This window comes from Streptomyces sp. NPDC051064 (assembly GCF_044455985.1).
In the GTDB taxonomy this organism is placed as follows: domain Bacteria; phylum Actinomycetota; class Actinomycetes; order Streptomycetales; family Streptomycetaceae; genus Streptomyces.
Map to the genome: position 1 here is coordinate 149,697 of NZ_JBITFK010000006.1, position 25,930 is coordinate 175,626.

The 25,930-nt window shown below is 70.7% G+C and carries 20 protein-coding genes and 8 pseudogenes; 16 read left to right on the forward strand and 12 right to left on the reverse strand.

Annotated elements, in window-relative coordinates; genetic code table 11:
- Entirely contained in the window at positions 1–1,302 is a 1,302-nt protein-coding gene (locus tag ACIBCU_RS22060) for an alpha/beta fold hydrolase (RefSeq protein ID WP_399233277.1), read from the reverse strand.
- A gap of 195 nt (positions 1,303–1,497) precedes the next feature.
- Here ACIBCU_RS22060 and ACIBCU_RS22065 point away from each other — a divergent pair.
- Together ACIBCU_RS22065 and ACIBCU_RS22070 are read left to right on the forward strand one after the other, a co-directional pair.
- Positions 1,498–2,070: pseudogene (locus ACIBCU_RS22065) on the forward strand (ABC transporter ATP-binding protein); the annotation flags it as partial.
- Positions 2,071–2,204: 134 nt separating this feature from the next.
- Entirely contained in the window at positions 2,205–3,029 is an 825-nt protein-coding gene (locus ACIBCU_RS22070; protein ID WP_399233280.1) for an aldo/keto reductase, read from the forward strand.
- Positions 3,030–3,130: 101 nt separating this feature from the next.
- On the opposite strand, the pseudogene ACIBCU_RS22075 reads toward ACIBCU_RS22070, so the two are convergent.
- A pseudogene (locus ACIBCU_RS22075) lies at positions 3,131–3,274 on the reverse strand (DUF2087 domain-containing protein); the annotation flags it as partial.
- A gap of 107 nt (positions 3,275–3,381) precedes the next feature.
- On the opposite strand from ACIBCU_RS22075, the gene ACIBCU_RS22080 reads away from it, so the two are divergent.
- Both ACIBCU_RS22080 and ACIBCU_RS22085 read left to right on the forward strand, forming a co-directional pair.
- Positions 3,382–4,356, forward strand: coding sequence for an acetylxylan esterase (locus tag ACIBCU_RS22080; RefSeq protein WP_362930372.1), 975 nt, complete (start codon positions 3,382–3,384; stop codon positions 4,354–4,356).
- A 105-nt stretch (positions 4,357–4,461) separates the two neighbouring features.
- Positions 4,462–5,628: a Gfo/Idh/MocA family oxidoreductase gene (locus tag ACIBCU_RS22085; protein WP_362930297.1), complete on the forward strand. Its 1,167-nt coding sequence runs from the start codon at positions 4,462–4,464 to the stop codon at positions 5,626–5,628.
- A 423-nt stretch (positions 5,629–6,051) separates the two neighbouring features.
- On the opposite strand, the pseudogene ACIBCU_RS22090 reads toward ACIBCU_RS22085, so the two are convergent.
- From ACIBCU_RS22090 to ACIBCU_RS22105, 4 genes and pseudogenes are all read right to left on the reverse strand, one after another.
- Positions 6,052–6,261, reverse strand: a pseudogene (locus tag ACIBCU_RS22090) (glycine betaine ABC transporter substrate-binding protein); the annotation flags it as partial.
- Between the two features lie 23 nt (positions 6,262–6,284).
- Positions 6,285–6,395, reverse strand: a pseudogene (locus ACIBCU_RS22095) (ABC transporter permease); the annotation flags it as partial.
- Positions 6,381–6,461: pseudogene (locus ACIBCU_RS22100) on the reverse strand (ABC transporter permease); the annotation flags it as partial. The pseudogenes ACIBCU_RS22100 and ACIBCU_RS22095, both read right to left, overlap by 15 nt.
- A gap of 146 nt (positions 6,462–6,607) precedes the next feature.
- Positions 6,608–7,051: a nitroreductase family deazaflavin-dependent oxidoreductase gene (locus ACIBCU_RS22105; RefSeq protein ID WP_362930295.1), complete on the reverse strand. Its 444-nt coding sequence runs from the start codon at positions 7,049–7,051 to the stop codon at positions 6,608–6,610.
- Positions 7,052–7,373: 322 nt separating this feature from the next.
- Here ACIBCU_RS22105 and ACIBCU_RS22110 point away from each other — a divergent pair, with 322 nt between their 5' ends.
- The 4 genes from ACIBCU_RS22110 to ACIBCU_RS22125 all read left to right on the forward strand — a co-directional run bounded on the left by ACIBCU_RS22110 (position 7,374) and on the right by ACIBCU_RS22125 (position 10,510).
- Positions 7,374–8,735 (forward strand): FAD-dependent oxidoreductase, encoded by a 1,362-nt coding sequence (locus ACIBCU_RS22110; RefSeq protein WP_399233284.1) that lies wholly within the window; start codon positions 7,374–7,376, stop codon positions 8,733–8,735.
- Between the two features lie 285 nt (positions 8,736–9,020).
- Positions 9,021–9,641, forward strand: a complete 621-nt coding sequence (locus ACIBCU_RS22115; RefSeq protein ID WP_362930291.1) for an L-threonylcarbamoyladenylate synthase — start codon at positions 9,021–9,023, stop codon at positions 9,639–9,641.
- A 112-nt stretch (positions 9,642–9,753) separates the two neighbouring features.
- Positions 9,754–9,945 (forward strand): DUF6381 family protein, encoded by a 192-nt coding sequence (locus tag ACIBCU_RS22120; RefSeq protein ID WP_104791486.1) that lies wholly within the window; start codon positions 9,754–9,756, stop codon positions 9,943–9,945.
- A 175-nt stretch (positions 9,946–10,120) separates the two neighbouring features.
- Entirely contained in the window at positions 10,121–10,510 is a 390-nt protein-coding gene (locus ACIBCU_RS22125; RefSeq protein WP_399233896.1) for a DUF2267 domain-containing protein, read from the forward strand.
- A 2-nt stretch (positions 10,511–10,512) separates the two neighbouring features.
- Here the strand turns inward: ACIBCU_RS22125 and ACIBCU_RS22130 are convergent, their stop codons facing one another.
- The gene (locus tag ACIBCU_RS22130; protein ID WP_399233287.1) at positions 10,513–11,520 is read right to left on the reverse strand and encodes an MsnO8 family LLM class oxidoreductase; all 1,008 of its coding nucleotides are present in this window, start codon (positions 11,518–11,520) and stop codon (positions 10,513–10,515) included.
- A 97-nt stretch (positions 11,521–11,617) separates the two neighbouring features.
- Positions 11,618–12,004 carry a metalloregulator ArsR/SmtB family transcription factor gene (locus ACIBCU_RS22135; RefSeq protein WP_362930285.1) on the reverse strand — a complete coding sequence of 129 codons (387 nt, stop codon included), beginning with the start codon at positions 12,002–12,004 and terminating at the stop codon, positions 11,618–11,620.
- Positions 12,005–12,099: 95 nt separating this feature from the next.
- Here ACIBCU_RS22135 and ACIBCU_RS22140 point away from each other — a divergent pair, with 95 nt between their 5' ends.
- The 4 genes and pseudogenes from ACIBCU_RS22140 to ACIBCU_RS22155 all read left to right on the forward strand — a co-directional run.
- A complete protein-coding gene (locus tag ACIBCU_RS22140) occupies positions 12,100–14,106 on the forward strand; it encodes a heavy metal translocating P-type ATPase (protein WP_399233290.1) in 2,007 nt (668 codons plus the stop codon).
- Positions 14,107–14,251: 145 nt separating this feature from the next.
- On the forward strand, positions 14,252–15,706 hold the full coding sequence (locus tag ACIBCU_RS22145; RefSeq protein WP_399233291.1) for a basic amino acid/polyamine antiporter: 1,455 nt from the start codon (positions 14,252–14,254) through the stop codon (positions 15,704–15,706).
- Between the two features lie 79 nt (positions 15,707–15,785).
- Positions 15,786–17,051, forward strand: coding sequence for an arginine deiminase (locus tag ACIBCU_RS22150; RefSeq protein ID WP_362930279.1), 1,266 nt, complete (start codon positions 15,786–15,788; stop codon positions 17,049–17,051).
- A 115-nt stretch (positions 17,052–17,166) separates the two neighbouring features.
- A pseudogene (locus ACIBCU_RS22155) lies at positions 17,167–17,322 on the forward strand (transposase); the annotation flags it as partial.
- On the opposite strand, the pseudogene ACIBCU_RS22160 reads toward ACIBCU_RS22155, so the two are convergent.
- From ACIBCU_RS22160 to ACIBCU_RS22170, 3 genes and pseudogenes are all read right to left on the reverse strand, one after another.
- Positions 17,323–17,655: pseudogene (locus tag ACIBCU_RS22160) on the reverse strand (transposase); the annotation flags it as partial.
- 199 nt (positions 17,656–17,854) lie between these two features.
- Positions 17,855–18,706, reverse strand: coding sequence for a hypothetical protein (locus ACIBCU_RS22165; protein ID WP_362930277.1), 852 nt, complete (start codon positions 18,704–18,706; stop codon positions 17,855–17,857).
- Between the two features lie 438 nt (positions 18,707–19,144).
- A pseudogene (locus ACIBCU_RS22170) lies at positions 19,145–20,169 on the reverse strand (LacI family DNA-binding transcriptional regulator).
- 1 nt (position 20,170) lies between these two features.
- Here ACIBCU_RS22170 and ACIBCU_RS22175 point away from each other — a divergent pair.
- Positions 20,171–20,533, forward strand: a complete 363-nt coding sequence (locus ACIBCU_RS22175; RefSeq protein ID WP_399233295.1) for a beta-L-arabinofuranosidase domain-containing protein — start codon at positions 20,171–20,173, stop codon at positions 20,531–20,533.
- Between the two features lie 364 nt (positions 20,534–20,897).
- Here the strand turns inward: ACIBCU_RS22175 and ACIBCU_RS22180 are convergent, their stop codons facing one another.
- The gene (locus tag ACIBCU_RS22180; protein WP_362930269.1) at positions 20,898–21,584 is read right to left on the reverse strand and encodes a GntR family transcriptional regulator; all 687 of its coding nucleotides are present in this window, start codon (positions 21,582–21,584) and stop codon (positions 20,898–20,900) included.
- A gap of 180 nt (positions 21,585–21,764) precedes the next feature.
- On the opposite strand from ACIBCU_RS22180, the gene ACIBCU_RS22185 reads away from it, so the two are divergent.
- Genes ACIBCU_RS22185 through ACIBCU_RS22195 form a run of 3 tightly spaced genes read left to right on the forward strand, consistent with a single transcriptional unit; the run spans position 21,765 to position 25,842 of the window.
- On the forward strand, positions 21,765–23,183 hold the full coding sequence (locus tag ACIBCU_RS22185) for an MFS transporter (RefSeq protein ID WP_399233297.1): 1,419 nt from the start codon (positions 21,765–21,767) through the stop codon (positions 23,181–23,183).
- 32 nt (positions 23,184–23,215) lie between these two features.
- Positions 23,216–24,424, forward strand: coding sequence for a D-mannonate dehydratase ManD (manD, locus tag ACIBCU_RS22190; protein ID WP_399233299.1), 1,209 nt, complete (start codon positions 23,216–23,218; stop codon positions 24,422–24,424).
- Positions 24,421–25,842, forward strand: coding sequence for a mannitol dehydrogenase family protein (locus ACIBCU_RS22195; protein WP_362930263.1), 1,422 nt, complete (start codon positions 24,421–24,423; stop codon positions 25,840–25,842). Before manD ends, ACIBCU_RS22195 begins: the two co-directional genes overlap by 4 nt.
- Positions 25,843–25,930 lie beyond the last annotated feature (88 nt).

The following is a 25,930-nucleotide window of genomic DNA, read 5'->3' on the forward strand; positions in this document are numbered from 1 at the left end:
CTAGCGGTCGGCCTCGCCCCGGACGAGGGCGAGCAGCCGGTCCAGTACACGGGGACCGCCCGCGCGCACGCCGTCGTGCTCGTACTCGCTGGTCACCCACGTACGCAGGCCGCGGATCGAGGACGCGGTGCGGAGCGCGTGGCCTGTGTCCACGTACATGTCGTCGTGGTAGACGGCCGCGGCCACCGGGACCTCGTTGGCCGCGAGCCGCTCCGCGTCGTACAGGACGGGCCAGTCGGTGCGGGCGGCGAGCAGCTCCGCGGTCTCGCGCAGGGGACGCAGCGCGGGATCGACGTCGAAGTGCCAGGGGTGGATGCTCTCGCCGGTGAAGAGCACGGGGCCGTCGCCCGCCAGTGCTGCGGCGGCGTCGAACTGCGGGAACTCGGCGCGGACGCGTTCGGCGGCCCAGTCGGTGGGCCGCGCACCCTGGCCGTAGATCGCCTCGTGCATGAGGGCGTACAGCGGGTGGCCGGCGAACGAGGTGGCGGTGCGCATGGCCTCCTGGAAGGCGTCGGACAGCTCGGTGCCGTGCGGGCCTTCGACGAAGGCGTTCTCCAGGAGGTAGTGCAGCTGGTGGCTGCCGTTGCCGCCGCCCAGCATGATGCCGAGGGACTGGAATCCCTCGGGTGTCAGCGTGTGCCCGGCGCTGTCCGGACGGTGCTCGGCGAGATACGCGGCGATCGCGCGGGCGCGGGCGACGTCCTGCGGGTAGCGGGCGTAGTGCGCCGCCACCTTGCGCTCGATCCGCGGGTAGCCGGCCCGGTAGACGTCGTCGGCGTGCGCGTCGAGGGAGGGCAGGCCGCCCGTGATGAGGACGGCCTCGAGTCCCTCCGGGGCGGCCGACAGGTAGCGGACGGCACAGAAGCCGCCGAAGGACTGCCCCAGGACGGTCCAGGGCGCACCGCCCGTGAGCCTCGGGCGAATCAGTTCGCAGTCGCGGACGATGCTGTCCGCGCGGAAGTGGGCGAGGTAGTCGGCCTGTTCGCGGGCGCCGCCGCGCATCGGCAGGGTCTGCCGGTTGGCCGGGGTGGACAGACCTGTGCCGCGCTGGTCCAGGAGCAGCACGCGGAATTCCTGAACCGCCCGCCCCAGCCAGGCCTCCGTACCCACGAAGCGGCGGGCACCGAAGCCGGGACCGCCTTCCAGGTAGACCAGCCACGGCAGGTGCTCCGCCGCCTTCCCGCTCGCCACGGCTTCACGGGCGAAGATCTCGACCGTCTCGCCGCCCGGATCGTCGTGGTCGAGGGGGACCGTGAAGCGTCGGTCGGTGAGGACGATGCCGGGCTGGCTGTAGCTGTTCAAGGGAACTCCTGGATCCGGTGTTTCCCGGACAGTTCAGCACACGGCCGTGACCCGGTCGGTCTCGGCCCGTGTGCGGCCCGCCCCGGTGGCTCCTACCGTGCACTCATGATCCGGTTCGAGCAGACCAGCAAGGCCTACCCGGACGGCACGACCGCTGCCGACCTCCGGCCGGATCCTGGTGGGCGGTGAGGACATCTGGCCGCGGACCCGCCGGTACTGCTGATGGACGAGCCGTTCGGAGCCGTGGACCCGGTGGTGCGCAAGCGCCTCCAGAACGAATTCCTCAACCTCCAGTCGAGGGTGAGGAAGACCATGCTGCTCCGACCGTGGTCTGAAGCGGCTGTCGGTCACCGCGATCGAGCCCGAAGACCTGGAGGAGCCTCCGGTCGCCCGCACGGACGAACCCGCGCATGCGGCCGCCGAGCGCCTGGACGCCCCGGGCGCACGCTGGGCTGTCGTCCTGAACGGCGGCGGCGAGCTGCACGACTGGGTGGCAGCGGACGCCCTGCATGGTGCGGGCCAGGACGGCACCGTGGGCGGTCCGGCGCGGCGCATGGACGCGTGGGTGCCTGTCGGGTCCCCGCTGAAGCAGGCGTTCAGCGAGATGCTGCAGCACGACGCCGGATGGGTCGCGGTCCTGGACGGAGCGAGGTTCCTCGGCGTCCTGACCCCGGCGAAGCTCCACGAGGCGCTGCGCCGGTCGGTGGACGCGGACGCACGGGGGGTGGGGCGCGACAGGTGCGGTTCGACTCGATCGCGGATGCCTGAGATCCCGCTGCGGATGGCCGACAGACTCCGCCAGCTTACCGGCGTTTACCATTAACCCGCGTGTGCAATTATTGTCTACGCCAGTAACCATCGTACGCAGGTCGGATCGGTCCGACATCACGAGAGGCCCCACCATGTCCACGGTCCCCACCGTCACACTCAACAACGGCGTCCCGATTCCGCAGCTCGGGTTCGGTGTCTTCCAGGTCCCCGACGACGAGACCACCGGGGCGGTCACAGCGGCACTGGAGGCCGGCTACCGCTCCATCGACACCGCGGCCGTCTACGGCAACGAGGCGGGCGTGGGCCGCGCCCTGGCCGAGTCCGGACTCGCCCGCGAGGAGCTGTTCGTGACCACGAAGCTCTGGAACGCGGACCAGGGCTACGACGCCGCACTCGCCGCCTTCGACACGAGCCTGGCCAAGCTCGGCCTCGACCATGTGGACCTCTACCTCATCCACTGGCCCACCCCGGCCCGCGGCCTCTACGTCGAGACCTGGCGCGCGCTGGAGAAGCTGGTGGCCGACGGCCGGATCCGGGCCGCCGGTGTCTCCAACTTCCAGCCGGAGCACCTGCGCCGCCTGCGCGAGGAGAGCTCCCTGGTCCCGGCGGTCAACCAGATCGAACTGCACCCCGGCCTCCAGCAGAGCGAGCTGCGGGCCGTGCACGCGGAGTACGGGATCGCCACCGAGGCGTGGAGCCCGCTGGCCCAGGGCGCGCTGCTGAAGGACGAGGCGATCGTCTCCCTCGCCGAACGCCACGGGAAGACGCCGGCCCAGGTGGTCCTGCGCTGGCACCTCCAGCTCGGCAACGTCGTGATCCCCAAGTCGGTCACGCCCGCTCGCATCCGGCAGAACATCGACGTCTTCGACTTCGAGCTGTCGGCCGCGGACATGGACGCGATCGCGGGCCTCGACCGTGGCATGCGCACGGGTCCGGACCCCGACACACTCAACTGACCCTGACCGGTGGCCCGTCCGGGCCGTGGATCGATCGGGCCCGGGCAGGCGCCGTGCGCCCGCCCGGCCGCGTTCCGCATACGCGGAAAGGGGCCCGCCGACTACCGTCCCCGGCGGTAGCTGCTGCCGTCGCCGGGCCGCTCGAGCAGGCAGGCCACCACGAGGTAGCGGCGCAAAACCGAGCAGTCCTCGTGCACCGTGAGCAGAGCCTCGTTGACCTCGCGTTCGGTGGGGACGCGGTCCCGCAGGACGGGCAACGCCTTTTCCCACCATTCGAGAGCTTGTTGACGTTCGGGCCGACCGTCGTACGGTGTGACCATTCATTCACCCTCACGACATGAGGCGGTCCCGCATGGCCCTGTTCGATCTCCCTCTCGATGAACTGCACGCCTACCGCAGCCGGTCGGTGGAGCCCGAGGACTTCGACGCGTTCTGGTCGGCCACGCTCGACGAGGCGAGAACCCACGATCTGGACGCCCGCTTCGAGCTGCGCACCGGTCTAGGCCTCGTCACGGTCGACGTGTACGACGTCACGTTCGCCGGCTTCGGCGGCCACCCCGTCAAGGGATGGTTCGTCATACCGGCCGGGACCACCGAACCCCTTCCCCTGGTCGTGGAGTTCATCGGGTACGGCGGGGGACGGAGCCTCCCCCACACCCACCTGCTGTGGGCCTCGGCCGGCATGGCCCACTTCGTGATGGACACCCGGGGCCAGGGCAGCGGCTGGGCCCCCGGCGACACCGCCGACCCGGTGGGCTCCGGCCCGTCCCTGCCCGGGTTCATGACCCAGGGCATCGAGGACCCGGCCACGTACTACTACCGCAGGGTGATCACGGACGCCGTACGCGCGGTGGAGGCGGCCCGCTCGCATCCGCTGGCCGACGCGTCCCGCACCGCGGCGATCGGCGCGAGCCAGGGCGGCGGCCTCGCGCTCGCCGTCGGCGGGCTGGTGCCGGACCTGGCGGCCGTCGCGCCCGACGTGCCGTTCCTCTGCGACTTCCCCCGGGCGACCCGGATGACCGACCGCAAGCCCTACCGCGAGATCGGCGACTACCTCAAGACGCACCGGGGCCGGGCCGAGCAGACCGCCAGGACCCTCGCCTATTTCGACGGGGTCCACTTCGCCGCACGTGGGCGGGCACCCGCACTGTTCTCCGCGGCCATGGAGGACCTGACCTGCCCGCCGTCCACGGTGTTCGCCGCGTTCAACGCGTACGCGCACGCCACGAAGGAGATCGAGGTGTACGACTTCAACGACCACGAGGGCGGCGGCCCGTTCCAGCACGCCGTACAGCTCACGCGGCTCCCGCGGCTGCTGAAGGCCTGACGGAGGCACGCGGCCCGCACCTCTTGACCCGCCCCGTGTGCGGAGCCTAGGTTCCCGGGTGGAAAGCGCTTACTGCCGGGTGAGCGCCTCTCTCCGCCTGAAGGGGTGTTTGTCACGACCAGCAATCCTTCGCACCGGAAGCCGGTGCGGGTCGCGATCGTCGGCACGGGCGCGATCGCGCGGGGCAGTCATCTGCCCGCGCTGACCGCGCTCGCCGCCGGCCAGCCGCTGGAGATCGTCGCCGCGGTCGATGTCGACCCGGCCTCGGTCGAGGCGTTCTGCGGTGAGGCGGGGATCGCCCACCCGTACACCGACCTCGACCGGATGCTGGCCGAGCAGCGCCCGGACCTGGTCACGCTCGCCACCCCGCCCCGGTTCCACCGCGACCAGACGGTGGCGGCGCTGCGTGCCGGGGCATGGGTGTGGTGCGAGAAGCCCCCATGCCCGTCGCTGGAGGACTTCGACGCGATGGAGGCGGCGGAGGGCGCCGGCGGTGACGGTCCGTACGCGGCGATCGTGTTCCAGCACCGCTTCGGCTCGGGCGCCCGGCACGTCCGGGAGCTGCTCGCCGGTCAGACCATGGGGCGGCCGCTGGTGGCTCACTGCCAGACGACCTGGTACCGGGACGAGGCGTACTACGCCGTTCCCTGGCGGGGCCGCTGGAGCAGCGAGGGCGGCGGGCCCACGATGGGGCACGGCATCCACCAGATGGATCTGCTGCTCGATCTGCTGGGCCCGTGGGCGGAGATCCGCGCGATGGCGGGGCGGCTCGTGCACGACGTGGAGACGGAGGATGTCTCCACCGCGCTCGTCCGCTTCGAGAACGGTGCGGTGGCCACCGTGGTGAACAGCGTGCTCAGCCCGGACGAGGTCAGCAGGATCCGGATCGACTGCGAACGCGCGACGGTCGAACTCACCCATCTGTACGGACACCGCAACGCGGACTGGCGGATCACACCCGCTCCCGGAGTCACCTCCGAAGTGGCGGACGTCTGGCGGGACTTCGGGCCCGATGTGCCGAGCTCGCACGAGGCGCAGCTCGAGGGACTCCTGGAGGACCTGCGGGCCGGGCGCAGGCCGCGGAGCAGCGGCGCAGACGGCCGGAAGAGCCTGGAGCTGGTCGCCGCGCTCTACAAGGCTGCCTTCACCGGGGGCACCGTACGGGCGGGCGAGATCGGACCCGGCGATCCGTACTACGGCGCGCTGCACGGCGATGCGCCCGGCTGGGCACCGGAGGAACTCCCGGAACAGCCTGCGGAGGTACCGGCCTGACGGCGGCGCGGACCGTCTCCGGTGCGGACCCGCTGGTGACGGTCAGGCCTGCTTCGGACCCGGGTTCCGCGTACATGGGAACCGGCCGGACCGGGGGCACGCTCCAGGAACTCGAGCCGGTTGCCCAGATCGTCGAGCGCGCAGAAGCGGTGGTACCGGGGATGCCGTCGTCCTGGATGCCGCCCACCCCGTGGTCGCGCAACTTCCTGGCCGGCACGTCCAACGCGCTCACCAGGATGCCCGGATGCGCCTTCCCGCTCGGACGGAAGTCGTCCGCCACGCCCAGGTGGAATTCCAGACCGCCCTCGCGGAACCAGCAGCCGCCTCGCGCTGCCGGCGCGGGCGGCTTCTCCAGCTCGGTCATGCCGAGGACGTCTCCCCGGAACGCACGCCACAGCCCTCGCCCCGCGGTACTGCCCGTGCTCAGCTCTTCGGAATCAGCTTCCGGGACTCCGGAAAGGTCCGGGCGACGTCCTCGGGAAGCCCGCGCCAGCTGTCGACCTGTTCGTTCATCCGGGCCAGGTCGGCCGTCGTCAGCGCGGTGCTGAGCTTCCCCAGGGCGTCACGCACCCCAGCGCTGCCCGCCCGGGCGCGGTTCAGGACGGGGACGAGGTAGTCGGCGTTCTGCAGGTGCTAAGGAGCGGGGGGATCGAGAACAGGACGAGGGCACAGCTGATCAGCAGGCAGACGACGGTGAGGAAGAGGTGTTCGCCAAGCCGGTTCCAGATGCCGTCGGGGCCGGGCCAGTGGGCGGAGGTGGTGAGCACCTGGGCCTTGAAGCAGGTGTTCATGCCGGCGTGGACGAGGTTGCCCAGCCCGCCGAATCCGACGATGCCGGGGCGGGCCGGCCCCCGGGCGGCGGGTTCCCGACGCCGACCGCGGGCCGGACCACGCCCTCCGCCTTCCGGCGGGCCCGCCCCGGCATCAGCCCGCCCGGTGTGCCCTCCGGACCCGGCTGGTCAGCTCGCCGGCCGGAGCCTCAGCTCTTCCCTGCCGGGGAGAGGACGAACACCGGGATCTCCCGGTCGGTCTTGGTCTGGTAGTCGGCGTAGTCGGGGAACGCCTCGACGGCGCGGCCCCACCACAGGGCCTTCTCCTCCCCCGTGACCTCGCGGGCGACCATGTCCTGCTTCACGGTCCCGTCCCGCAGCTCCACCTCGGGGTGGGCCTGCACGTTGTAGTACCAGACGGGGTGCTTGGGGGCGCCGCCCAGGGAGGCGACCACGGCGTACTCCCCATCGTGCTCGACCCGCATGAGCGGGGTCTTGCGGAGCTTGCCGCTCTTGGTGCCGAGCGTGGTCAGGAGGATGACGGGCCTGCCGCGCAAGGTGGTCCCCTGGGTTCCGCCGGAGCTCTCGATGAGCTCGACCTGCTCACGGACCCACGTCGTCGGGCTCGGCTCGTATTCGCCCTCGATCGGCATGACACGTGTCCTCTCGTCGGAGTGCTGCGGTCGTGTGCCCATCATGGCGCCGCCATGGACCGGCGGCGCGCAGGGACACCGGCGTACAGCCTGCCCGTCGGCTGCCGTCTCATTCTCTGGAACCCCGTGAGACGGCGGAGGAGGAATCCGCTCACAGAATCCGGGTCGCTTGATGTTGATACGTCCCTTTATTTCCGAAATATGCACTCGCCCCGATCCAGGGGCTTCCGGGGGCAGGCCGTACCGTGGGGGCAGCGGAGTAAGCCAAGCCTTACCCCGCTGCACTCTGCCCGTGCTCGCCCGCCCTAAGGAACATCACTCCATGACACGCCCCGTCCGCGTCGCCATCGTCGGAGCCGGTCCTGCCGGAATCTACGCAGCGGACGCGCTTCTCAAGTCCGAGGCCGCCCAGGAGCCGGGCGTATCGATCGACCTGTTCGAGCGCATGCCCGCGCCCTTCGGCCTGATCCGGTACGGAGTGGCTCCGGACCACCCGCGGATCAAGGGCATCGTCAAGGCGCTGCACCAGGTCCTGGACAAGCCGCAGCTGCGGCTGTTCGGCAACGTCGACTACCCCAACGACATCGGCCTGGACGACCTGCGCTCCTTCTACGACGCCGTGATCTTCTCCACCGGCGCCGACGCCGACCGCGCCCTCGACATACCCGGGATCGAGCTCGAGGGCTCCTACGGTGCCGCCGACTTCGTCGCCTGGTACGACGGGCACCCCGAGGTCCCGCGCACCTGGCCGCTGGAGGCCGAGAAGGTCGCCGTGCTCGGTGTCGGCAACGTGGCCCTGGACGTCGCGCGCATCCTCGCGAAGACGGCGGACGAGCTGCTCCCGACCGAGATCCCCGCGAACGTCTACGACGGGCTCAAGGCGAACAAGGCGCTCGAGGTGCACGTCTTCGGACGTCGCGGGCCGGCCCAGGCGAAGTTCAGCCCGATGGAGCTGCGCGAGCTGGACCACTCGCCGAACATCGAGGTCATCGTCAACCCCGAGGACATCGACTACGACGAGGGTTCGATCGCCACCCGGCGGGAGAACAAGCAGGCCAACATGGTCGCCTCCACGCTGGAGAACTGGGCGATCCGGGACGTGGGCGACCGCCCCCACAAGCTGTTCCTGCACTTCTTCGAGTCCCCGGTCGAGGTCGTCGGCGAGGACGGCCGCGTCGTCGCGCTGCGCACCGAGCGCACGGAGCTGGACGGCACGGGCAACGTGAAGGGCACGGGCCGTCACACGGACTGGGACGTGCAGAGCGTCTACCGCGCGGTCGGCTACTACTCGGAGGAGCTCGCGAAGCTTCCCTTCGACGTGGTCTCCGGCACCGTTCCGCACGCGGCCGGACGCGTACTGGCAGGCGACGAGCCGATGCCCTCGGTGTACGTCACCGGGTGGATCAAGCGCGGTCCGATCGGCCTGATCGGGCACACCAAGGGTGACGCCAACGAGACCGTGGCCTGCCTGCTGGAGGACCACGCCGCCGGGCGGCTGCCCGTCCCCACGCAGCCGGGGCCCGACGCGATCGTCGACTTCCTGGAGCAGCGCGGTGTCCGGTACACCACCAAGGAGGGCTGGCACCGCCTGGACGCCCACGAGCAGGCGCTCGGCGCCGAACAGGGCCGTGAGCGCGTCAAGGTCGTCGAGCGTGCGGCCATGCTGGACGCCTCCGGAGCCTGACAGCCGGCGAGCCGCTCCGCGCCCCTGGCACCCCTTCGACGGGGCGCCGGGGGCGCGGCGCTGTCCAGGGGCGGAACAGCGGTCCCACGTCCTGGGCGGAGCGGGCCCGGTCCGTGACCGGACCCGGCCGGGGTCGGCGCAGGGCGCCCGCGAGGACGGACCGGCGCTCGGCCGCGTACGCGTGTGCGCGCCCCGGCCGGCCGGTCCGGGCGCGGATCCGCTCGACTCCTGCGCCCCGCACGCCGTAAGCGGAACGTGTATGCCCGGAGGCCTTAGACTCGCCGGATGGCCAAGTACTTCGACGTGCACCCCGAGAACCCCCAGCGCCGCACCATCACCAACGTGGCCGAGAGCATCCGGTCCGGCGCCCTCGTCGCATATCCGACCGATTCCTGTTACGCCCTGGGCTGCCAGTTGGGCAGCCGCGACGGGATCGACCGCATCCGGTCCATCCGGAACCTCGACGACCGCCATCACTTCACCCTGGTGTGCCAGAACTTCGCGCAGCTCGGCCAGTTCGTCCAGGTCGACAACGACGTGTTCCGCGCGATCAAGGCGGCGACGCCCGGGAGTTACACCTTCATCCTTCCCGCCACCAAAGAGGTGCCGCGGCAGTTGCTGCACCCCAAGAAGAAGACCGTCGGCGTCCGGATCCCGGATCACACGGTCACGCAGGCACTCCTGGCCGAGCTCGGTGAGCCGCTACTCTCCAGCACGCTGCTCCTGCCGGACGAGGAGGAGCCGCTGACGCAGGGCTGGGAGATCAAGGAGCGTCTCGACCACGTCGTGGACATCGTGCTCGACTCCGGCGACTGCGGCACCGAGCCGACCACCGTCATCGACTTCTCCGGGGGCGAGCTGGAGGTCGTACGCCGGGGAGCCGGGGACGTCTCCCGGTTCGAGTAGCGCACCGCACGCACGGTCACTCCGCGCTTCCGGCACACCCGCTGAGATGCGCGCACCCCCGGGTGCCTGGTTCGGTGGAGGAGTCCGCTCCGCCCAGTGCCAGGGAGTGATCATGAGCGAGTCAGAGGACGTACGCGGCCGTCTCCAGCAGATGCGCGGCCGGGCCGAGGATCTCGAGAAGGCCGCCGAGCAGGCCACCGATCCCGCGGAGCGCCGGCGCCTCCAGGACGAGGCGCACCGGCTCGAATCCCAGAGCGTGCAGGTCAGCGGCATGGCGAGCGGGGACATCTACCCCATGGAGTAGTCGGTGTCGCGGCTCGCGCGGCTGCGGGTCCGGGCTCCGCTTGCCGCCACCGGGATCACATGTTAAGACCGGAATTGAGGTGACATGCGGTGGATACGCGGAGGGCGGGGCACGGGCTTCCCCTCCCCCGCCCCGCTCTCCGCCCGCGCTCCGCGAAGGGGAACCGGTGACGTACATGAGGTGGCAGCCGTTCCTGGAAGCCGTCCAGGAACGCGGCGATTATCCATCGGGCCTGGAGGCGGAGCGGACGTCCCGCGTGGTGCTGGCCCTGCTGGGGGCGCATCTGGTCGGCGAGGAGCGTAACGAGCTGGCCGCCCGGCTGCCTGAGACGTTCGCGCTCATTCTCCTGAACCCGCTGCAGGCCGCCGAACCGCTCAGCTCCGAGCGGTTCGTACGGGCGGTCTCCGCCTGGATCGAGGGCGCCAACGAGCAGACGGCGGCCTGGGACACGGGTGCCGTGCTCAGTGTGGTGGCCGATGCGGCCGGTGAGGAACTGCTCCAGCGCGTACTGCTGCAACTGCCCCCGGGGTACGACCTCTTGTTCGGCCACCCCGCCGGCGGCTGACCTCATCCCAGGCCCGCGATCCGTGCGAGCCGCCGCATGGAGTCCACCAGCGCCTCACGGTCGTACGTGCTCGTGGTGACCAGCACCTCGTCCGCGCCGGTCTCCTTGATCACCAGCTCCAGCCCGGCGGCCACGGTCTCCTCGGTGCCCGCCAGGTGTCCGCGCAGTCCGTTCTCGAACAGGCCCCGCTCCTTCTCCGTCATGGCCAGCGCCTCGATCCGCTCGGCCGGCGCCAGCGGCGGGAAGGTTCCGCGGGTGCGGGAGTACGCCATGGACCAGGCCTCGGGGACCAGCAGCCGTCGCGCCTCCTCCTCGGTGCCGGCGACCGCGACGGTGCCTGCCACGATCACATAGGGCTTCAGGGCCCACGCGGAAGGGCGGAAGCCGGTGCGGTAGTCCTCGACCGCCCTCACCAGCTTGTCGCGGCCGCGAAGGTCGCCGACGACGAGGGGCAGACCGGCAGCCGCGGCGATGGCGGCACCCTCACCGGTGGCCAGGACGTACGGAGGGATGCGCAGCCCCTCGGCGGGCCGGGCGTGAACCTGGGGGTGGGCCTGCTGACTGCCGTCCAGCCATCCGAGGAGCTCGTCCAGCTGCGCCGCGAACGCGCCGGCGTCCTCCTTGTCCCGGCCGAGCGCTCTGCGGATCCCGTCGGTGAAGCCGACGGAGCGCCCCAGCCCCATGTCGATCCGGCCGGGGAAGAGCGAGGCGAGCACCCCGAACTGCTCGGCCACGACGAGGGGCTGATGGTTCGGGAGCATCACGCCACCGGTTCCCACCCTGATGGCCGAGGTCGCGGCGGCCACGGCGGCGGCCAGCACCGTCGGTGCCGAACCGGCCACGCCCGGCACGCCGTGGTGCTCGGACACCCAGAAGCGGTGGTAGCCGAGGGCCTCCGCGGTGCCCGCCAGCGTGACGGTGTCCCGCAGCGCCTGCGGGTCGTCGTACCCCTCGCGGGTGCGGGAGCGGTCGAGGAAGGAGAACCGGGTCGATGCGATGGAAGAGCTCACGCATGGTTCAACGCACTCGGCACGCCGGGATTCCCACCACCGCACGGCCGGCACCGCGACGCGGCCGCACGCTCAGCACCGCGGAGCCGTCTCGCGGTCAGCGGCGCGACGACGCGGCGGCGATCTCGGCGGGCGCGTCACGGAGCCCGAGGCGCAGATGTTCCACGTGGTAGAGGGCCTGGTCGAGGAGTTCGGCGACGTGATGGTCGTACAGGGCGTACACGATGGAGCGCCCCTGGCGCTCCCCCGCGACCAGTCCGAGGTTCCGCAGGAGACGGAGCTGGTGGGAGCAGGCGGAAGGTTCCATCTCCACCGCTTCGGCGAGATCACCGACGGCGCAGGGACCTTCCTGGAGGCGCGCCAGGATGCGCAACCGGGAGGGAGTGGCCAGCGCCTGGAGGGTCGCGGCGACACCCGCCGCCCCTACGGCGTCCAGGCGCTCGCGGGTGGTGGCGGTCGTCTGCTCGTCGCGTCCGTGACCCATGCCGCCCATTCTACGGATGACACATGAAGACCTGTTCATATATTCCTGTACGGTGAGGGCGTCTCGTCCCGCCACCCATGAGGGGTCGTTCCGTCATGCCCGCTGATGTCCTCCCGCGCCCCTCACGGGCCGGCGCAGCCCGCGCCGGCGCGGTTCCCCGGCGTCGCACGCGCGTCCTCGCGCTGACCGAGGCCCGCTGGGCGGGTGCGGCTCTGGTGCTCTTCCTGCTCGCACTCCCCCTGGAGCTCACCGGCGCCCCGGTATGGACCTGGGGCCCGCTGTACGCCCTGGTGTACGCCGCAGGCGGGTGGGAGCCGGCCCTGTCGGGACTGCGGGAGCTCCGCGAGAAGGTCCTGGACGTGGACCTGCTGATGATCGTGGCCGCGCTCGGAGCCGCCTCGATCGGACAGGTGATGGACGGGGCCCTGCTCATCGTCATCTTCGCGACCTCCGGCGCACTGGAGGCACTGGCCACCGCGCGCACCCAGGACGCGGTCCGCGGGCTCCTGGATCTGGCTCCGGCCACCGCCTCCCGCATCACCGCCGACGGTGGCGAGGACAGCGTCGCCACGGCGGAGCTCGTGGTCGGCGACGTCATCCGGATCCGGCCGGGAGAGCGCGTCGGTGCCGACGGGCGGGTCCTCGACGGGGCGAGCGAGGTCGACCAGGCCACCATCACCGGTGAGCCGCTGCCCACGGCGAAGGAGCCCGGGGACGAGGTGTTCGCCGGAACGCTGAACGGCACGGGCACACTGAAGGTCGCCGTCGAGCGGGACGCCTCCGAATCCGTGATCGCCCGGATCGTGGCGATGACCGAGGAGGCGTCCCGGACGAAGGCGCCCACCCAGCTGTTCATCGAGAAGGTCGAGCAGCGCTACTCGCTCGGCATGGTGGCCGCCACCCTGGCCGTCTTCCTCGTGCCCCTCGCCTTCAGTGATGACGTGACGGGCAGTCTGCTGCGCGCCATGACGTTCATGATCGTGGCCTCCCCCTGCGCCGTGGTCCTGGCGACCATGCCGCCCCTGCTCTCCGCGATGGCCAACGCGGGGCGCCACGGCGTCCTGGTCAAGTCCGCCGTCGTCATGGAGCGCCTCGGGCAGGCCGACGCGGTGGCCCTGGACAAGACCGGCACCCTCACTGAGGGCACCCCGCGCGTCACCGGCGTCCACCCGCTGCCCGGGTCCGGGCTGACCGCGGACTCACTGCTGGCCCTGGCCGCCGCTGCCGAACACCCCAGCGAGCACCCGCTGGCCCGTGCCGTCGTGAACGCCGCCCAGGAGCGACGACTGCCCCTGCCCGTCGCCTCGGACTTCACCTCGGCACCGGGAACCGGCGTCGCGGCCGATGTCGGCGGATACCGGATCGCGGTCGGCTCCCCCGCCCGTCTCCTGCGCGACTCCGCGGTACCCGAGGCCGCCGCCCTGGAGGAGACGGGATGCACGGCGGTGCTCGTCCTCCGTGACGGCCTGCCGGTCGGGTTGCTCGGGATCGCCGACCGCATCCGGAGCGACGCCTCCGCGACGGTCGCCGCTCTGGCCCGACTGACCGACATCTCCCCGGTACTGCTGACCGGCGACCATCCGCGCTCCGCCGCACGACTGGCCGCCGAGGCCGGCATCACCGATGTCCGGGCGGGGCTCCTCCCCCAGGACAAGGCGGCGGCCGTCCGCGAGTTGGAACGGGCCGGGCGCAAAGTGCTGGTCGTGGGCGACGGTGTCAACGACGCGCCGGCGCTGGCCGCCGCGCACATCGGGATCGCGATGGGGCGCGCGGGCTCCGACCTCGCACTGGAGACCGCGGACGCCGTCATCATCCGTGACGAGCTGACGACCGTGCCCACGGTGGTGGCCCTGTCCCGGGCGACCCGCCGACTGGTCGTGCAGAATCTGGTCGTCGCCGGTGTGTTCATCTCGGGCCTGGTCGTCTGGGATCTCGTCGGCCATCTGCCGCTCCCGCTGGGCGTCCTGGGGCACGAGGGCTCCACCGTCATCGTGGGCCTGAACGGTCTCCGGCTGCTGCGCGAACCGGCCTGGCACCGCGCTGCCGGTCATGGCGCTGCCGTGGCACAGCCGAAGGCCGGGCCGGCCACCGCCATCGACTGACAGGCCGTCAGCGACGCTGTACCGCGAGAGCGCCGGCCCGCCCCGGCCGCACCACCCGACCCGCCGTCAGCCATGCACCTTATCGGGCTTTAGGTACTGTTTGCCGTTAAAGTTCCCTCGTATCTGCATCAGATGAGGGGACAGGATGACCAGCTCCCGAACCGGGACCGACGTCCCCGAAGGACCCACCACCGCGGTGAAGATGACGCTGCTCACGCTCACCACCATGGTGGTGGGCTCGATGGTGGGCGCCGGGGTGTTCTCCCTCCCGTCACGCTTCGCGCAGGAGACGGGTGTCGCCGGGGCACTGATCGCCTGGACGATCGCCGGCACGGGCATGCTGATGCTCGCGTTCGTCTTCCAGACACTGGCCGTACGCCGGCCCGATCTCGACGCCGGTGTCTACGCCTACGCGAAGGCGGGATTCGGCGAGTACCTCGGCTTCTTCTCCGCCTTCGGCTACTGGGCCAGCGCCTGCGTCGGCAACGTGACGTACTGGGTGCTGATCACGTCGACGATCGGAGCCGTCTGGCCGGCCCTGGGCGACGGCGACACCGTACTGGCCGTCATCGTGTCCACGGCCGGCCTGTGGGCCTTCTACCTCCTCATCCGCCGGGGTGTGAAGGAGGCCGCGGCCATCAACAGGGTGGTGACCGTGGCCAAGGTGGTCCCGATCATCGTCTTCGTCATCCTCGCCCTGTTCTTCTTCGACGCGAAGGTCTTCGCCGACAACTTCCGCGGAGCGGACTACGCGGGCTCCCTGTTCAACCAGGTGCGCGGCACCATGCTGGCCACGGTGTTCGTCTTCCTAGGGGTGGAAGGCGCCAGCGTCTACTCGCGCCACGCGAAGCGCCGGGAGGACATCGGGAGAGCCACCGTCCTGGGGTTCCTCAGCGTCTTCGCCGTTTTCGCGTCCGTCACCATCGTGTCGTACGGCATCATGCCGATGGCCGACATCGCCGAGCTCCGCCAGCCGTCCATGGCGGCGGTCCTGGAGGAGGCGGTCGGGACCTGGGGGCAGGTCTTCGTGAGCGTGGGCCTGATCGTGTCCGTGCTCGGCGCCTATCTCGCCTGGACCCTGATGGCCGCCGAAGTCCTCTTCGTCGCCGCCAAGGACGACGACATGCCGCGCTTCCTGCGGCGCTCCAACTCCGCCGACGTGCCTGTGCCGGCGCTGCTGATGACGACCCTGCTGTCCCAGGTCGTCCTGGTCATCACCCTCTTCTCGGACGACGCGTTCAACTTCGCCCTCGATCTGACCAGTGCCCTGTCCCTGATCCCCTTCCTCCTCGCCGCGGCGTTCGCCGTCAAGATCATGGTGCGCCCGGACGAGCTGACCAGGGGCCGGAGCCAGGGGCGCTACCTCGCCGTGAGCATCGTGGCGACGGTCTACACCGCCTTCCTCCTGTTCGCGGCCGGGCTGAAATTCGTCCTGGTCTCCTTCATCGTCTACGCCCCCGCCACGATCCTGTTCGCGATGGCCCGCAGGGAGCAGGGCCGCCGGGTCTTCTCCCCCGCCGAGCTCGTCATCTGCGTGCTCTCGGTCGCCGGGGCCGTGATCGGCGTGGCCGCACTGGCCTCCGGCTGGATCAGCCTCTGAAGGTCCCACCCGTTCCGCCCGCACCTGCCCGGCCCCTCCACGAGCGGGCGCAGTGGCCCCCGACCGAAAGGCAGCCCACATGACGAACGCATCCGCCGTGGACCCCGGCCTCGCGCACGGCGTCCATTCCGAAGTCGGCAAGCTGCGCAAGGTGCTGGTCTGCGCGCCTGGCCTCGCGCACCGCCGGCTCACCCCGAGCAACGCCGACGACCTGCTCTTCGACGACGTGATGTGGGTGGACAACGCACAGCGTGACCACGCCGACTTCGTCGGCAAGCTCCAGCAGGCCGGCGTCGAGGTGGTGGAGCTTCACGACCTGCTGGCAGCGACACTCACGGACTCCGCCGCCAAGGCGTGGCTGCTCGACCGCAAGATCACCCCCAACGAGGTCGGCCCGGGGCTCGTCGATCCGACCCGTGCCTTTCTGGAGTCACTGGAGCCGCACGGGCTTGCGGAGTATCTGATCGGCGGCATGGCCACCGCGGACCTGCCCGACGCGTACCGGTCCGGCTATCTCGCACTCGCCCGCGAGTCGGCCGGGGCGCGCGAGTACCTGATGCCGCCGCTGCCGAACACGCTCTACACGCGCGACACCACCTGCTGGCTGTACGGAGGGGTGACGCTCAACCCCCTGTACTGGCCCGCGCGTCACGACGAGACGCTGCTGATGAAGGCGGTCTACCGTTTCCATCCGGACTTCTCCGACGCCAAGGTCTGGTGGGGCGATCCGGAGGCCGACTGGGGCCGGGCCACTTTCGAGGGCGGTGACATCATGCCGGTGGGCAACGGTGTCGTCCTCATGGGAATGAGCGAACGCACCTCACGACAGGCCATCACCCAGGTCGCAGCCTCCCTGTTCAGCCATGGGGCCGCGGAACACGTCGTGGTGGCCGCCATGCCGAAGCTGAGGGCGGCCATGCACCTGGACACCGTCTTCACCTTCGCCGACCGCGACATCGTCACGGTCTATCCGAAGATCATGGACGCCGTCCACACCTTCTCCCTCCGCCCGAGCGACCGTTCACCCGGCGTCGAGGTCATCGACGAGGGATCGCGTCCGTTCACCGACGTCGTCGCCAGGAGCCTGGGTCTGCCCGCCCTGCGGGTGATCGGGACGGGCGGCGACGTGTACGCCTCCGAGCGCCAGCAGTGGGACAGCGGCAACAACGCCGTCGCCCTCGAACCAGGGGTCGTGTTCACCTACGACCGCAACACCCAGACCAACGATCTGCTGCGCGCGGCGGGAGTCGAGGTCATCACCATCGTCGGTGGGGAGCTGGGCCGCGGCCGGGGCGGCGGGCACTGCATGACCTGCCCGCTCATCCGCGAGCCGGTGGACTTCTGAGCGCCGGGCCGGCCGTCGCGCGAGCCGGCCGGCCGACTTCTCCGTCATCGCCTGGCGGGACCTGCTCGACCCGGCGGTCCTCACTGATCGTTTCAGAATGAGGACCGGAGTCGTGGTGGTCGCCTGCCGCGGCACCCCACACGGCTCGGGACTGGGCAAGGCACGGTGGGTCGTCGAGCGTACATTCGCCTGGCTCCACCAGTTCGAACGACTTCGCATCCGTTACGAGATACGCGCCGACCTCCACCTCGGACTCCTCCCACTCGCCTGCAAGGGCCCTGACGTGCGAGCCGTCGATCGCGGCGTCGTCCATCTCCAGCAGGCCCTCTTTACGCAGTTCCGCCAGGAGAACCTCATGCAGGCGGGGCCACACACCGGCCTCGGTCCAGTCCCGCAGACGCCGCCAGGCCGTCACCCCACTGCAGCCCACCATCTCCGCGGGAACATCCCGCCGGGTCACACCCTTGCGCAACACGTACACGATGCCCCGCAGAGCACCACGGTCATCGGCAGGCAACCGGGTACCGGTGCCGCCGAGGCGGACGAACCGGCAACAGCGGGGCTATACGTTCCCACAGTCATCAGGCACAAGATCAGCAGACAGCGCCGACGCCCCCTCCACTTCACCTACCGCGACGACCGCCACCAGCGCGGCCGGGCCATGCTGCACCGCGCTCCGTTCACCCGCTGCAACTCGGTTGTTGCGGGCAGGGCCTCGGGCTGTCGGCGTCGTCGACCCGACGGGCCGCTTGGGGTCGGGGGCCGCGGATGCCCCGGTCAACCGCGGCCGCCCGGGGTGATCGTCAGTAGCCGTAGCGGCTCTTCAGATGGCGCCAGAAATCTCGGAACATCCACTTGTCGAACTCTGTGATCTGCGTGGCAGAGCCCGCGTTCATGAGGAAGCAGCACTGGCCGGTCGGTGTCCAGTCGTAGAAGTCGTCGAGGCCGAAGGTGTGGCCGACTTCGTGCTGGTAGATGTGGATGTTTTCCTGATTCAGCGCGCCGGTGAAGTATTCCTGTCCCACGCGCTGTCCCCAGTCACCGCCGGCACCGCCCTGAAATCCCTTTGTCAGCCACAGAGACTGGTCGTAGTGGCGGGCCGCGCCGCCCGGGCAGCGTGAATAGTTGCCGTCCTGGTGGAAGAAGCGGCCGCAGTCCGGCGCGCACTGCGGGGCGCCGCCGTCGTCGAGGTTTCCGGCGTAGATGTCGACGGAGTTGTCCGTCCACTGGAGTGTCGAGCGGTTCTTCACCGCCCAGCCGACGATGTTGACCGGCACAGTGGTGTACGGCCAGGCGTTATGGCCCTTGCCGTTCTCCACCATGGCCGTCATCCATGTACCGAACTGCTTCTTCAGCGCGGCGTGGACCCGGTCGCGCAGGGCTGCACCGACCGGGGCGTCGGACTCCCATCGGACGCAGTAGTTGATGCTTCCCTTGTTGGCCATGACCTGGTCCCAGCCGTAGTTGCGGAAACCATGGAGGTCGGGGTAGGTCGACTCGACATGGTTCCACACCTCGCCCAACGGCTGCACCAGGTTCGCGGGTGGGTTCCAATCGTCGGCGGCCTGCGCGGGGGACGCCGACGTCCCGGGCGTGGCGATGAACACGGCCAGGGCGGCGAGAACGATGACCAGACGCGCAAGGCACTTGCGCATGGTGACTCCCTGGGTAGGGGACGGGATTCCACCCTCGAGTCGCCGCCACCGCCCGCAAGGTTGCCTGCCGAACAATGCGCCCATGGGGAGCGCTTCGGCCACCATGTACGGGCCACAGCGGATCTGCACTGATCTCGCGGTGATGCTCGTCGATGACGGCGAGGCCATGACGGACCTGCCCGGGCAGCAAGACAAGGGCGTCAGTCCGTCCGGTCGCCTCCCGGCGCTGTCGGCCGCAGCCGACGAACACGACGTGAACGCCGGCGAGATCCGCCTGCACCGCCACGTAATCCGCACGCCTTCGAGTCGAACCGCGATCGCGCGTCCCGGTTCGGTAGCCGCCGGGCCACGATCGACTCCACCTCGCCGAAGGAGCGCCGTGAGAGTTGCCTCGCCGGCGCCCGTCCGTACGCGCCACGCGGAACGTATCGCGACCTGTCAGAGGGGCGCCGTGGAGGCGCGGACCGCCAGGCGGACGGGCAGGGTGATGCGGCTGACGGCCGCGGAGTTCCGGCTGCCGGCCCCCGCTCCACCGGGGCTCTCGATGGCCTCGGACAGCGACTGGGCTGCACGGCGGCCCAGCTCCTTCAGGCGCATGTCGACGCTGGTGAGCTGAGGGCAGGCGCCGGTGGCGAGGGGGTGCCAGTCATCGAAGCCGATGACCGCGACGTCGTGCGGGACGCGGCGGCCCGCCTCCCGCAGCATGTCCAGGGCGCCGCGGGCGATCTGGTCGTTGCCGCAGATCAGGGCATCGACATCGGGGTGGTGGTGAAGGGTCATGGCAGTGGCGGCGCGGCCCCAATCCTCCGTCCAGGCGCCGTAGCGCGGGTCACCGAGGGGGTGAGGCCGGCCTCGGCCAGGGCTTCGGCCGCGCCGGCGGCCCGGTCTTGGGCGGCGGCGTAGCCTGACTCGCCGGTGAGGTGGGCGATCCGCGTGCGGCCGCACGCGATGAGGTGGTGGGCGGCCATCCTGCCGGCGTCCACGTTGTCAGGGACGACCGACAGGTCGGCGGCGTCACGCGAGGGCGCGTAGGCGTAGATGACGGGGACGGGCAGGTCGCGGCCGAGCGACGGGCGTGGATCCGTACTGGCGCCGACCACGATGAGACCGTCGACGCGGCGGTCGAGCAGGGCGCGCACATGGTGCCGTTCGCGGATGGTGTCGCCGCGGGCGTCGCAGAGGAAGACGGCGACCTCGCCGGCGCCGAAGGCGTCCTCGGCGCCCATCAGGATGGGCAGCGAGAAGCGGCCCTCCAGGTCGCCGGTGAGCAGTCCGACGGTGCCGGTGGGACCGCCGGGCGGGCGGGGCATCGCCGGACGCGCGGCACCCTGCGGGCGGAACGCGAGCCGTTCGGCGGCCAGGCGCACCCGCTCGCGCGTCTCGGCGCGGACCTGACTGCGCCCGTTGAGGGCCTTGGACGCCGTAGCGGGAGACACGCCCGCGAGCCGTGCCACGTCGTTCAGGGTGACGCGAGCACGCGCCTATCCCGCCGACCGCATCCTGGCCGTCTTCCGTGCCAACGCCGGTCTCGACACCCGCAGTGCCCAGCCACCCGGCGGCTGGGAGACCGCCGACGGCAATCTGCGCGGCCACTACGCCGGACACTTCCTCACCCTGATCGCCCAGGACTACGCGGACACCCACGAGACGGCCCTCAGGGAAAAGCTGGATCACCTGGTGGAGTCGCTCGGCGAGTGCCGCGCCGCGCTCGCGGGATCGGCGAATCCGCCCAGCCACCCCGGCTACCTCGCCGCCTACCCGGAGACCCCAGAGTCTCCTGGCAGACCACCACCGCCTGGAAGTCCTCCAACGACCCGCACTTCATAGCCAAGACGCACCGCGTGCTGGAGCTCTATGATGCTCCGCCCGCGGACGGCCGAGAAGTCTGCGTCGATGAGTCCGGCCCGCTCGGCCTCCAGCCCCGCAAGGGCAAAGCATGGCGCCGAGTACGGTCCCCGCGCCGGCTGCGAGCCACCTACAACCGCTACGACGATGGAAGGCCACCACTGGCCAAATCGTGGACCCGACACCGGTGGAGTGCGGCCGCATCAGCGGCACCGCGATTCCGGCCGAGCGCTCGCCGCCCAGCAGCACGAAGAGCCCGGGAGTCTCCAGGCGCTCCCGGTACACCGTCCACTCGGCTCGTCCGACTGCCTCGCTCCGGTGCCGCAGCGCGTGCCGCGGACGGTCGTCAGCCCCCCGCGCGTCGGCGCGGCTCGCGGCGCGGGCGCGGCGGTTCGTCGGTGTCGCCGAAGAGGTCGGGGTGTCTCGTGCGGATCGTGTCGACATCGGCGAAGACCTGCCGCAGGTGTCCCCGCAGCGCTGCGTCCGCACCGTCGACGTCCCGGCGCTCCAGCGCGTCGACGACGTCGGTGTGCTGCCGGATGAGGAGCGGCAGCTGGTCCTCGAGCGGCAGCGAAAGGCGGCGTGCCCGGTCGAGGTGCGCCTTCGCGTGGCTGACGACGGACCACACCTCGGGGTGTCCGCCGACAGCCATGAGGCGGGCGTGGAACTCCTCGTCGAGCTTGAAGAAGGCCTCCGGGTCGGATTGCTGTTCCGCGTCGGACTGCGCGGCGAGCAGTGCGCGCAGTTCCAGCACGTCCCGCGCACCGGCACGTGTCACGGAGTCCCGCAGCGCGGCCAGCTCCAGGGCCTCGCGGACGAACTGGGCGGAGGCGATGTCCCGCTCCCTGATCCGCGCCACGAACGTGCCGAGCTGGGGATACACGTCGACCAGCCCTTCCTCCGCGAGGAGGATCAGGCTTTCCCGTACGGGGGTGCGGCTGACGCCGAGCTCGACGGCCAGGTCGTTCTCCGAGAGGGCCGCGCCCGGCAGGATCTCCAGGAGCACGATCCGCGTGCGCAGGAGCTCGTGCACCAGTTGCCGGGTATTGCGTCCCCGCGCTCGGGCGGCATGCAGTCCTGTGGACAAGACCATCGTTGCTCTTCCCCCTCTTGACGTTGCCTGAAGTACTTGTATGGTAGCCGACGCAATCTAGATTGTGTGGTCCTTCATGCGATCGGCCACGTGATCTTTTACCTGCAAGGAGGCAGGCAGATGAGCGAGCACACCCCCAAGGGGACCACCCCCACCGGGGCCACCCCCGGCGAGGCTTCACCCAAGGAGCTGCGCCGGACCGTAGGCGCTTCCGTGGTCGGCACCATCGCCGAGTACTACGACTTCTTCATCTACGGCACCGCGTCGGCGCTGGTCTTCAACAAGGTGTTCTTCCCCGAGGTGGATCCCGCGGTGGGCACCCTGGCCGCGTTCTCGACGTATGCCGTCGGCTTCTTCGCGCGCCCGCTGGGCGGCCTGGTGTGGGGCCACATCGGTGACCGTGTCGGTCGCAAGAAGGCGCTCGTCTTCACCCTGCTCCTCACCGGCCTCGGAACATTCGCGGTGGGCCTGATGCCGACCTACGACCAGATAGGCATCTGGGCCGCCGTCATCCTCGTCCTGGTCCGCCTGATCCAGGGATTCGGCGTGGGCGGTGAGCAGGGCGGCGCCGTCCTGCTCACCGCGGAGGCGGCACCACCGGGCAGGCGCGGCCTGCTCGCCAGCTTCGTGCAGCTCGGTTCGCCGGCCGCCTACCTGATCCCGACCGGGCTGTTCGCCCTGCTCACGTCGTTGCTCTCGGAGGAGGCGTTCGTCTCCTGGGGATGGCGCATACCCTTCCTGCTGAGCGCGTTCGTCGTCCTCATCGGCCTGTTCGTGCGCATGCGCGTCAACGAGTCGGAGACCTTCAAGGCTGCCAAGGAGACGCAGGCGCACCAGGTCGCTCCGCTGAAGCTGCTCGCCCGCGACCACAAGCGGGAGGTGTTCGGCGGTCTGTTCACCAAGTTCGTCGAGGCCGCGGTCTTCCCCTTCTACACCGTCTTCCTGGTCAGTTACGCCAAGGAGCACGGCATCGACGACAGCATGGTCCTCAACGCCGTGATGATCGCCATCGCCTGCGAGCTGGTCGCGATCCCGCTGATCGGCAGGCTCACCGACAAGGTCGGCCGCCGCCCGGTGTACCTGGCCGCCGCTGTCCTCAACCTGGTGCTCGTCGTCCCCGCGTTCAAGGCGATCGAGAGCGGCAGCATGGTCCTCGTCGTGCTCCTGCTGATCGCCGGCCTCGCGCTCGGCCACGCCGGAACCTACGCGCCGCAGGCGTCCTACTTCCCCGAGCTGTTCCCGGCCCGCGCCCGCTACAGCGGCGTCTCCGTGGTCTGGCAGTTCGGCTCGATGATCGCCAGCGGCCCGTTCACCGTCGTAGCCACCGCCCTGCTGATCGCCGGCGACGGCTCCTACACCTGGGTCGCGCTCTACGTGGCCGCGCTCATCTCGGTCAGCATCGTGGCCCTGCTCTTCATGCCGGAGACGGCACCCGGCAAGCGCGGCGGCATCGAGTACGCCGACTGGGGCCGGGGGGAGACCGCAGCCCCGGGCGCCGAGACCGCCGCCCCGCGCGCCGAGTCCCTCGCCCGCAACTGATCCATCACCCCGCTCCCTGAAGGGCTGCACCAATGGCCACCATCACCCAGGCGAAGGTCATCATCACCTCGCCGGGCCGCAATTTCGTCACCCTCAAGCTGACCACCTCCGACGGTGTGACCGGCCTCGGCGACGCCACTCTCAACGGCCGTGAACTCGCCGTCGCGTCGTACCTGAACGACCACCTCGTACCGCTGCTCATCGGCCGTGACGCCGACCGCATCGAGGACATGTGGCAGTACCTCTACAAGGGTGCCTACTGGCGTCGCGGCCCGGTCACCATGACGGCGATCTCCGCCGTCGACACCGCGCTCTGGGACATCAAGGGCAAGGTCGCCGGCATGCCCGTGTACGACCTGCTGGGCGGCAAGGCCCGCGAGGGCGCCCTGGTCTACGGCCACGCGAGCGGCGCCACGGTCGGTGAACTCATCGAGGACGTGGCCCGGTTCAGGGAGGACGGCTACCGCGCGATCCGCGCCCAGGCCGCGGTGCCTGGTGTGGCGGGCACGTACGGAGTCCGCAAGGGCGCCGTCTACGAGCCGGCCGCAGCGGCCCTTCCCGAGGAGCAGCTCTGGGACACCGAACGGTACCTGGACTTCGCCCCCCGCTATCTCGGTGAGATCCGGGACAAGTTCGGCTTCGGCTTCCATCTGCTGCACGACGTCCACCACCGCCTCACCCCCACCGAGGCCGGCCGGCTCGGCGCACGCCTGGAGGACCTGCGACTGTTCTGGATGGAGGACCCGTCCCCCGCCGAACTCCAGGAGAGCTTCCGGCAGATCAGGCAGGCCACGACGACACCGATCGCCGTCGGAGAGGTGTTCAACTCGATCTGGGACTGCCAGCAGCTCATCACCGAGCGCCTCATCGACTACATCCGCTGCTCCGTCGCCCACGCCGGGGGCATCACCCATCTGCGGCGGATCTTCAACCTCGCCGAGCTGTACCAGGTCCGTACCGGCTCGCACGGCGCGACCGACCTGTCGCCGGTCAGCATGTCCGCCGCGGTCCACCTCGACGTGACGGTCCCCAACTTCGGCATCCAGGAGTACATGGAGCACAGCCCCGTCACCCACGAGGTGTTCCGCCCCACCTACGAGCTCCGCGACGGCGCCCTGCACCCCTCCGCCTCCCCCGGCCTCGGTGTCGAGCTGGACGAGGAGGCAGCGGCCCGCTTCCCGTACGACCCCAAGTACCTGCCGGTGGGCCGCCGCTCGGACGGATCGGTGCACGACTGGTGACCAGGCTCTCGTACGCGACGCTCGGCGGCCTGCCCGCCGGAACCGGACCGCTCGTCGACCCGCGGGCACTGCGCACCCGGATCGTCCACCTGGGGCTCGGCGCCTTCCACCGGGCCCATCAGGCCGTTCACACCGAGCAGGCGGAGGCGCTGCACGGCGGCGGATGGGGCATCGCCGGCTTCTCGCAGCGCGGCCGCTCCGTCGTCGAGCAACTCGCCCCGCAGGACGGGCTGTACTCGCTGACCCTGCGCACCCCGGAAGGCCCCCGCACCCGAGTGATCGGGCAGGTCACGGAGATCCGGCACGCCGCGGACGACGCGGCCCGGCTGCGCGAGCTGCTCGCCTCGCCGGACGTGACGATCGTGACGACCACGGTCACCGAGAAGGGCTACCGGCGGGCCGCCGACGGGAGCCTCGACACCGGTGACCCCCTGGTCGCCGCCGACCTGGCGGGGGCCCCGGTCCCGGCCACCGTGGTCGCACAGCTGGCGCGGGGTCTGCGTGCCCGTCGGATCGCATCCGGCGCGCCGCTGTCGGTGGTGCCCTGCGACAACATGGCCGACAACGGCACCGTCGTCGCCCGGCTGGTCGGCGAGTACATCGATGCCTCCGGCTGGGTGGACCGCGACGCGCTCCTGACGTGGATGGCGGATGCGGTCGCCTTCCCCTCCACGGTCGTCGACCGCATCGTCCCCGCCACGACCACGGCCGACCGCGACGCCGCAGGCGCCGTCCTCGGTCTCCGCGACGAGGGCGCGGTCATCGGCGAACCGTTCACCCAGTGGGTGCTGCAGGACACGTTCGCCGCCGACCGGCCCCGCTGGGAGGACACGGGCGCACTCTTCGTTCCCGACGTCGCCCCTTATCAGGTGATGAAACTGCGCCTGCTCAACGGTGCACACACGCTGCTGAGTTGCCTGGGCATCGCGGACGGCCGGAAGAGCGTCGCCGATGCGATGGCTGCCCCGTGGGGCGAGCCGGTCCTGCGCGCCTACGCCGCCGAGGTCGCCTGCAGCCTGCCGGCCGGCCTCGATGTCGAGGGGTACGTCGACGGACTCGTCCTGCGCTTCTCCAACCCCGCCATGCGGCACCTCCTGCGGCAGATCGCCACGGACAGCTCGCAGAAGATCCCCGAACGGTGGCTCACCCCGCTGCGCGAGATCCAGATCGCGGGAATGCCCTCGACAGTCCTCACCGGTGCCCTCGCGGCGTGGATGCGCCACACCCGGGACCAGCAGCTGGACGACCCTGCCGCCGACCGCATCCGTGCGGCATGGACAGGGTCCGGCGACAGCCCGGTGCGCGGGCTGCTCGCCGTACTGGGTGCGCGGGATCTCGCGGACGACGACGCGTTCGTCACCGCCGTACGGGAACGCATCTCGGCCCTCGACGCCGACGGGCCGAGGGCACTGCTTTGACTGTCACCCGGTGCGGCGCAGCCAGTTCCCTGAGCACGGCTCGGCCCTCGAGGCCAGGATGTCGCGACCGGATTCGCTCTTGTAGATC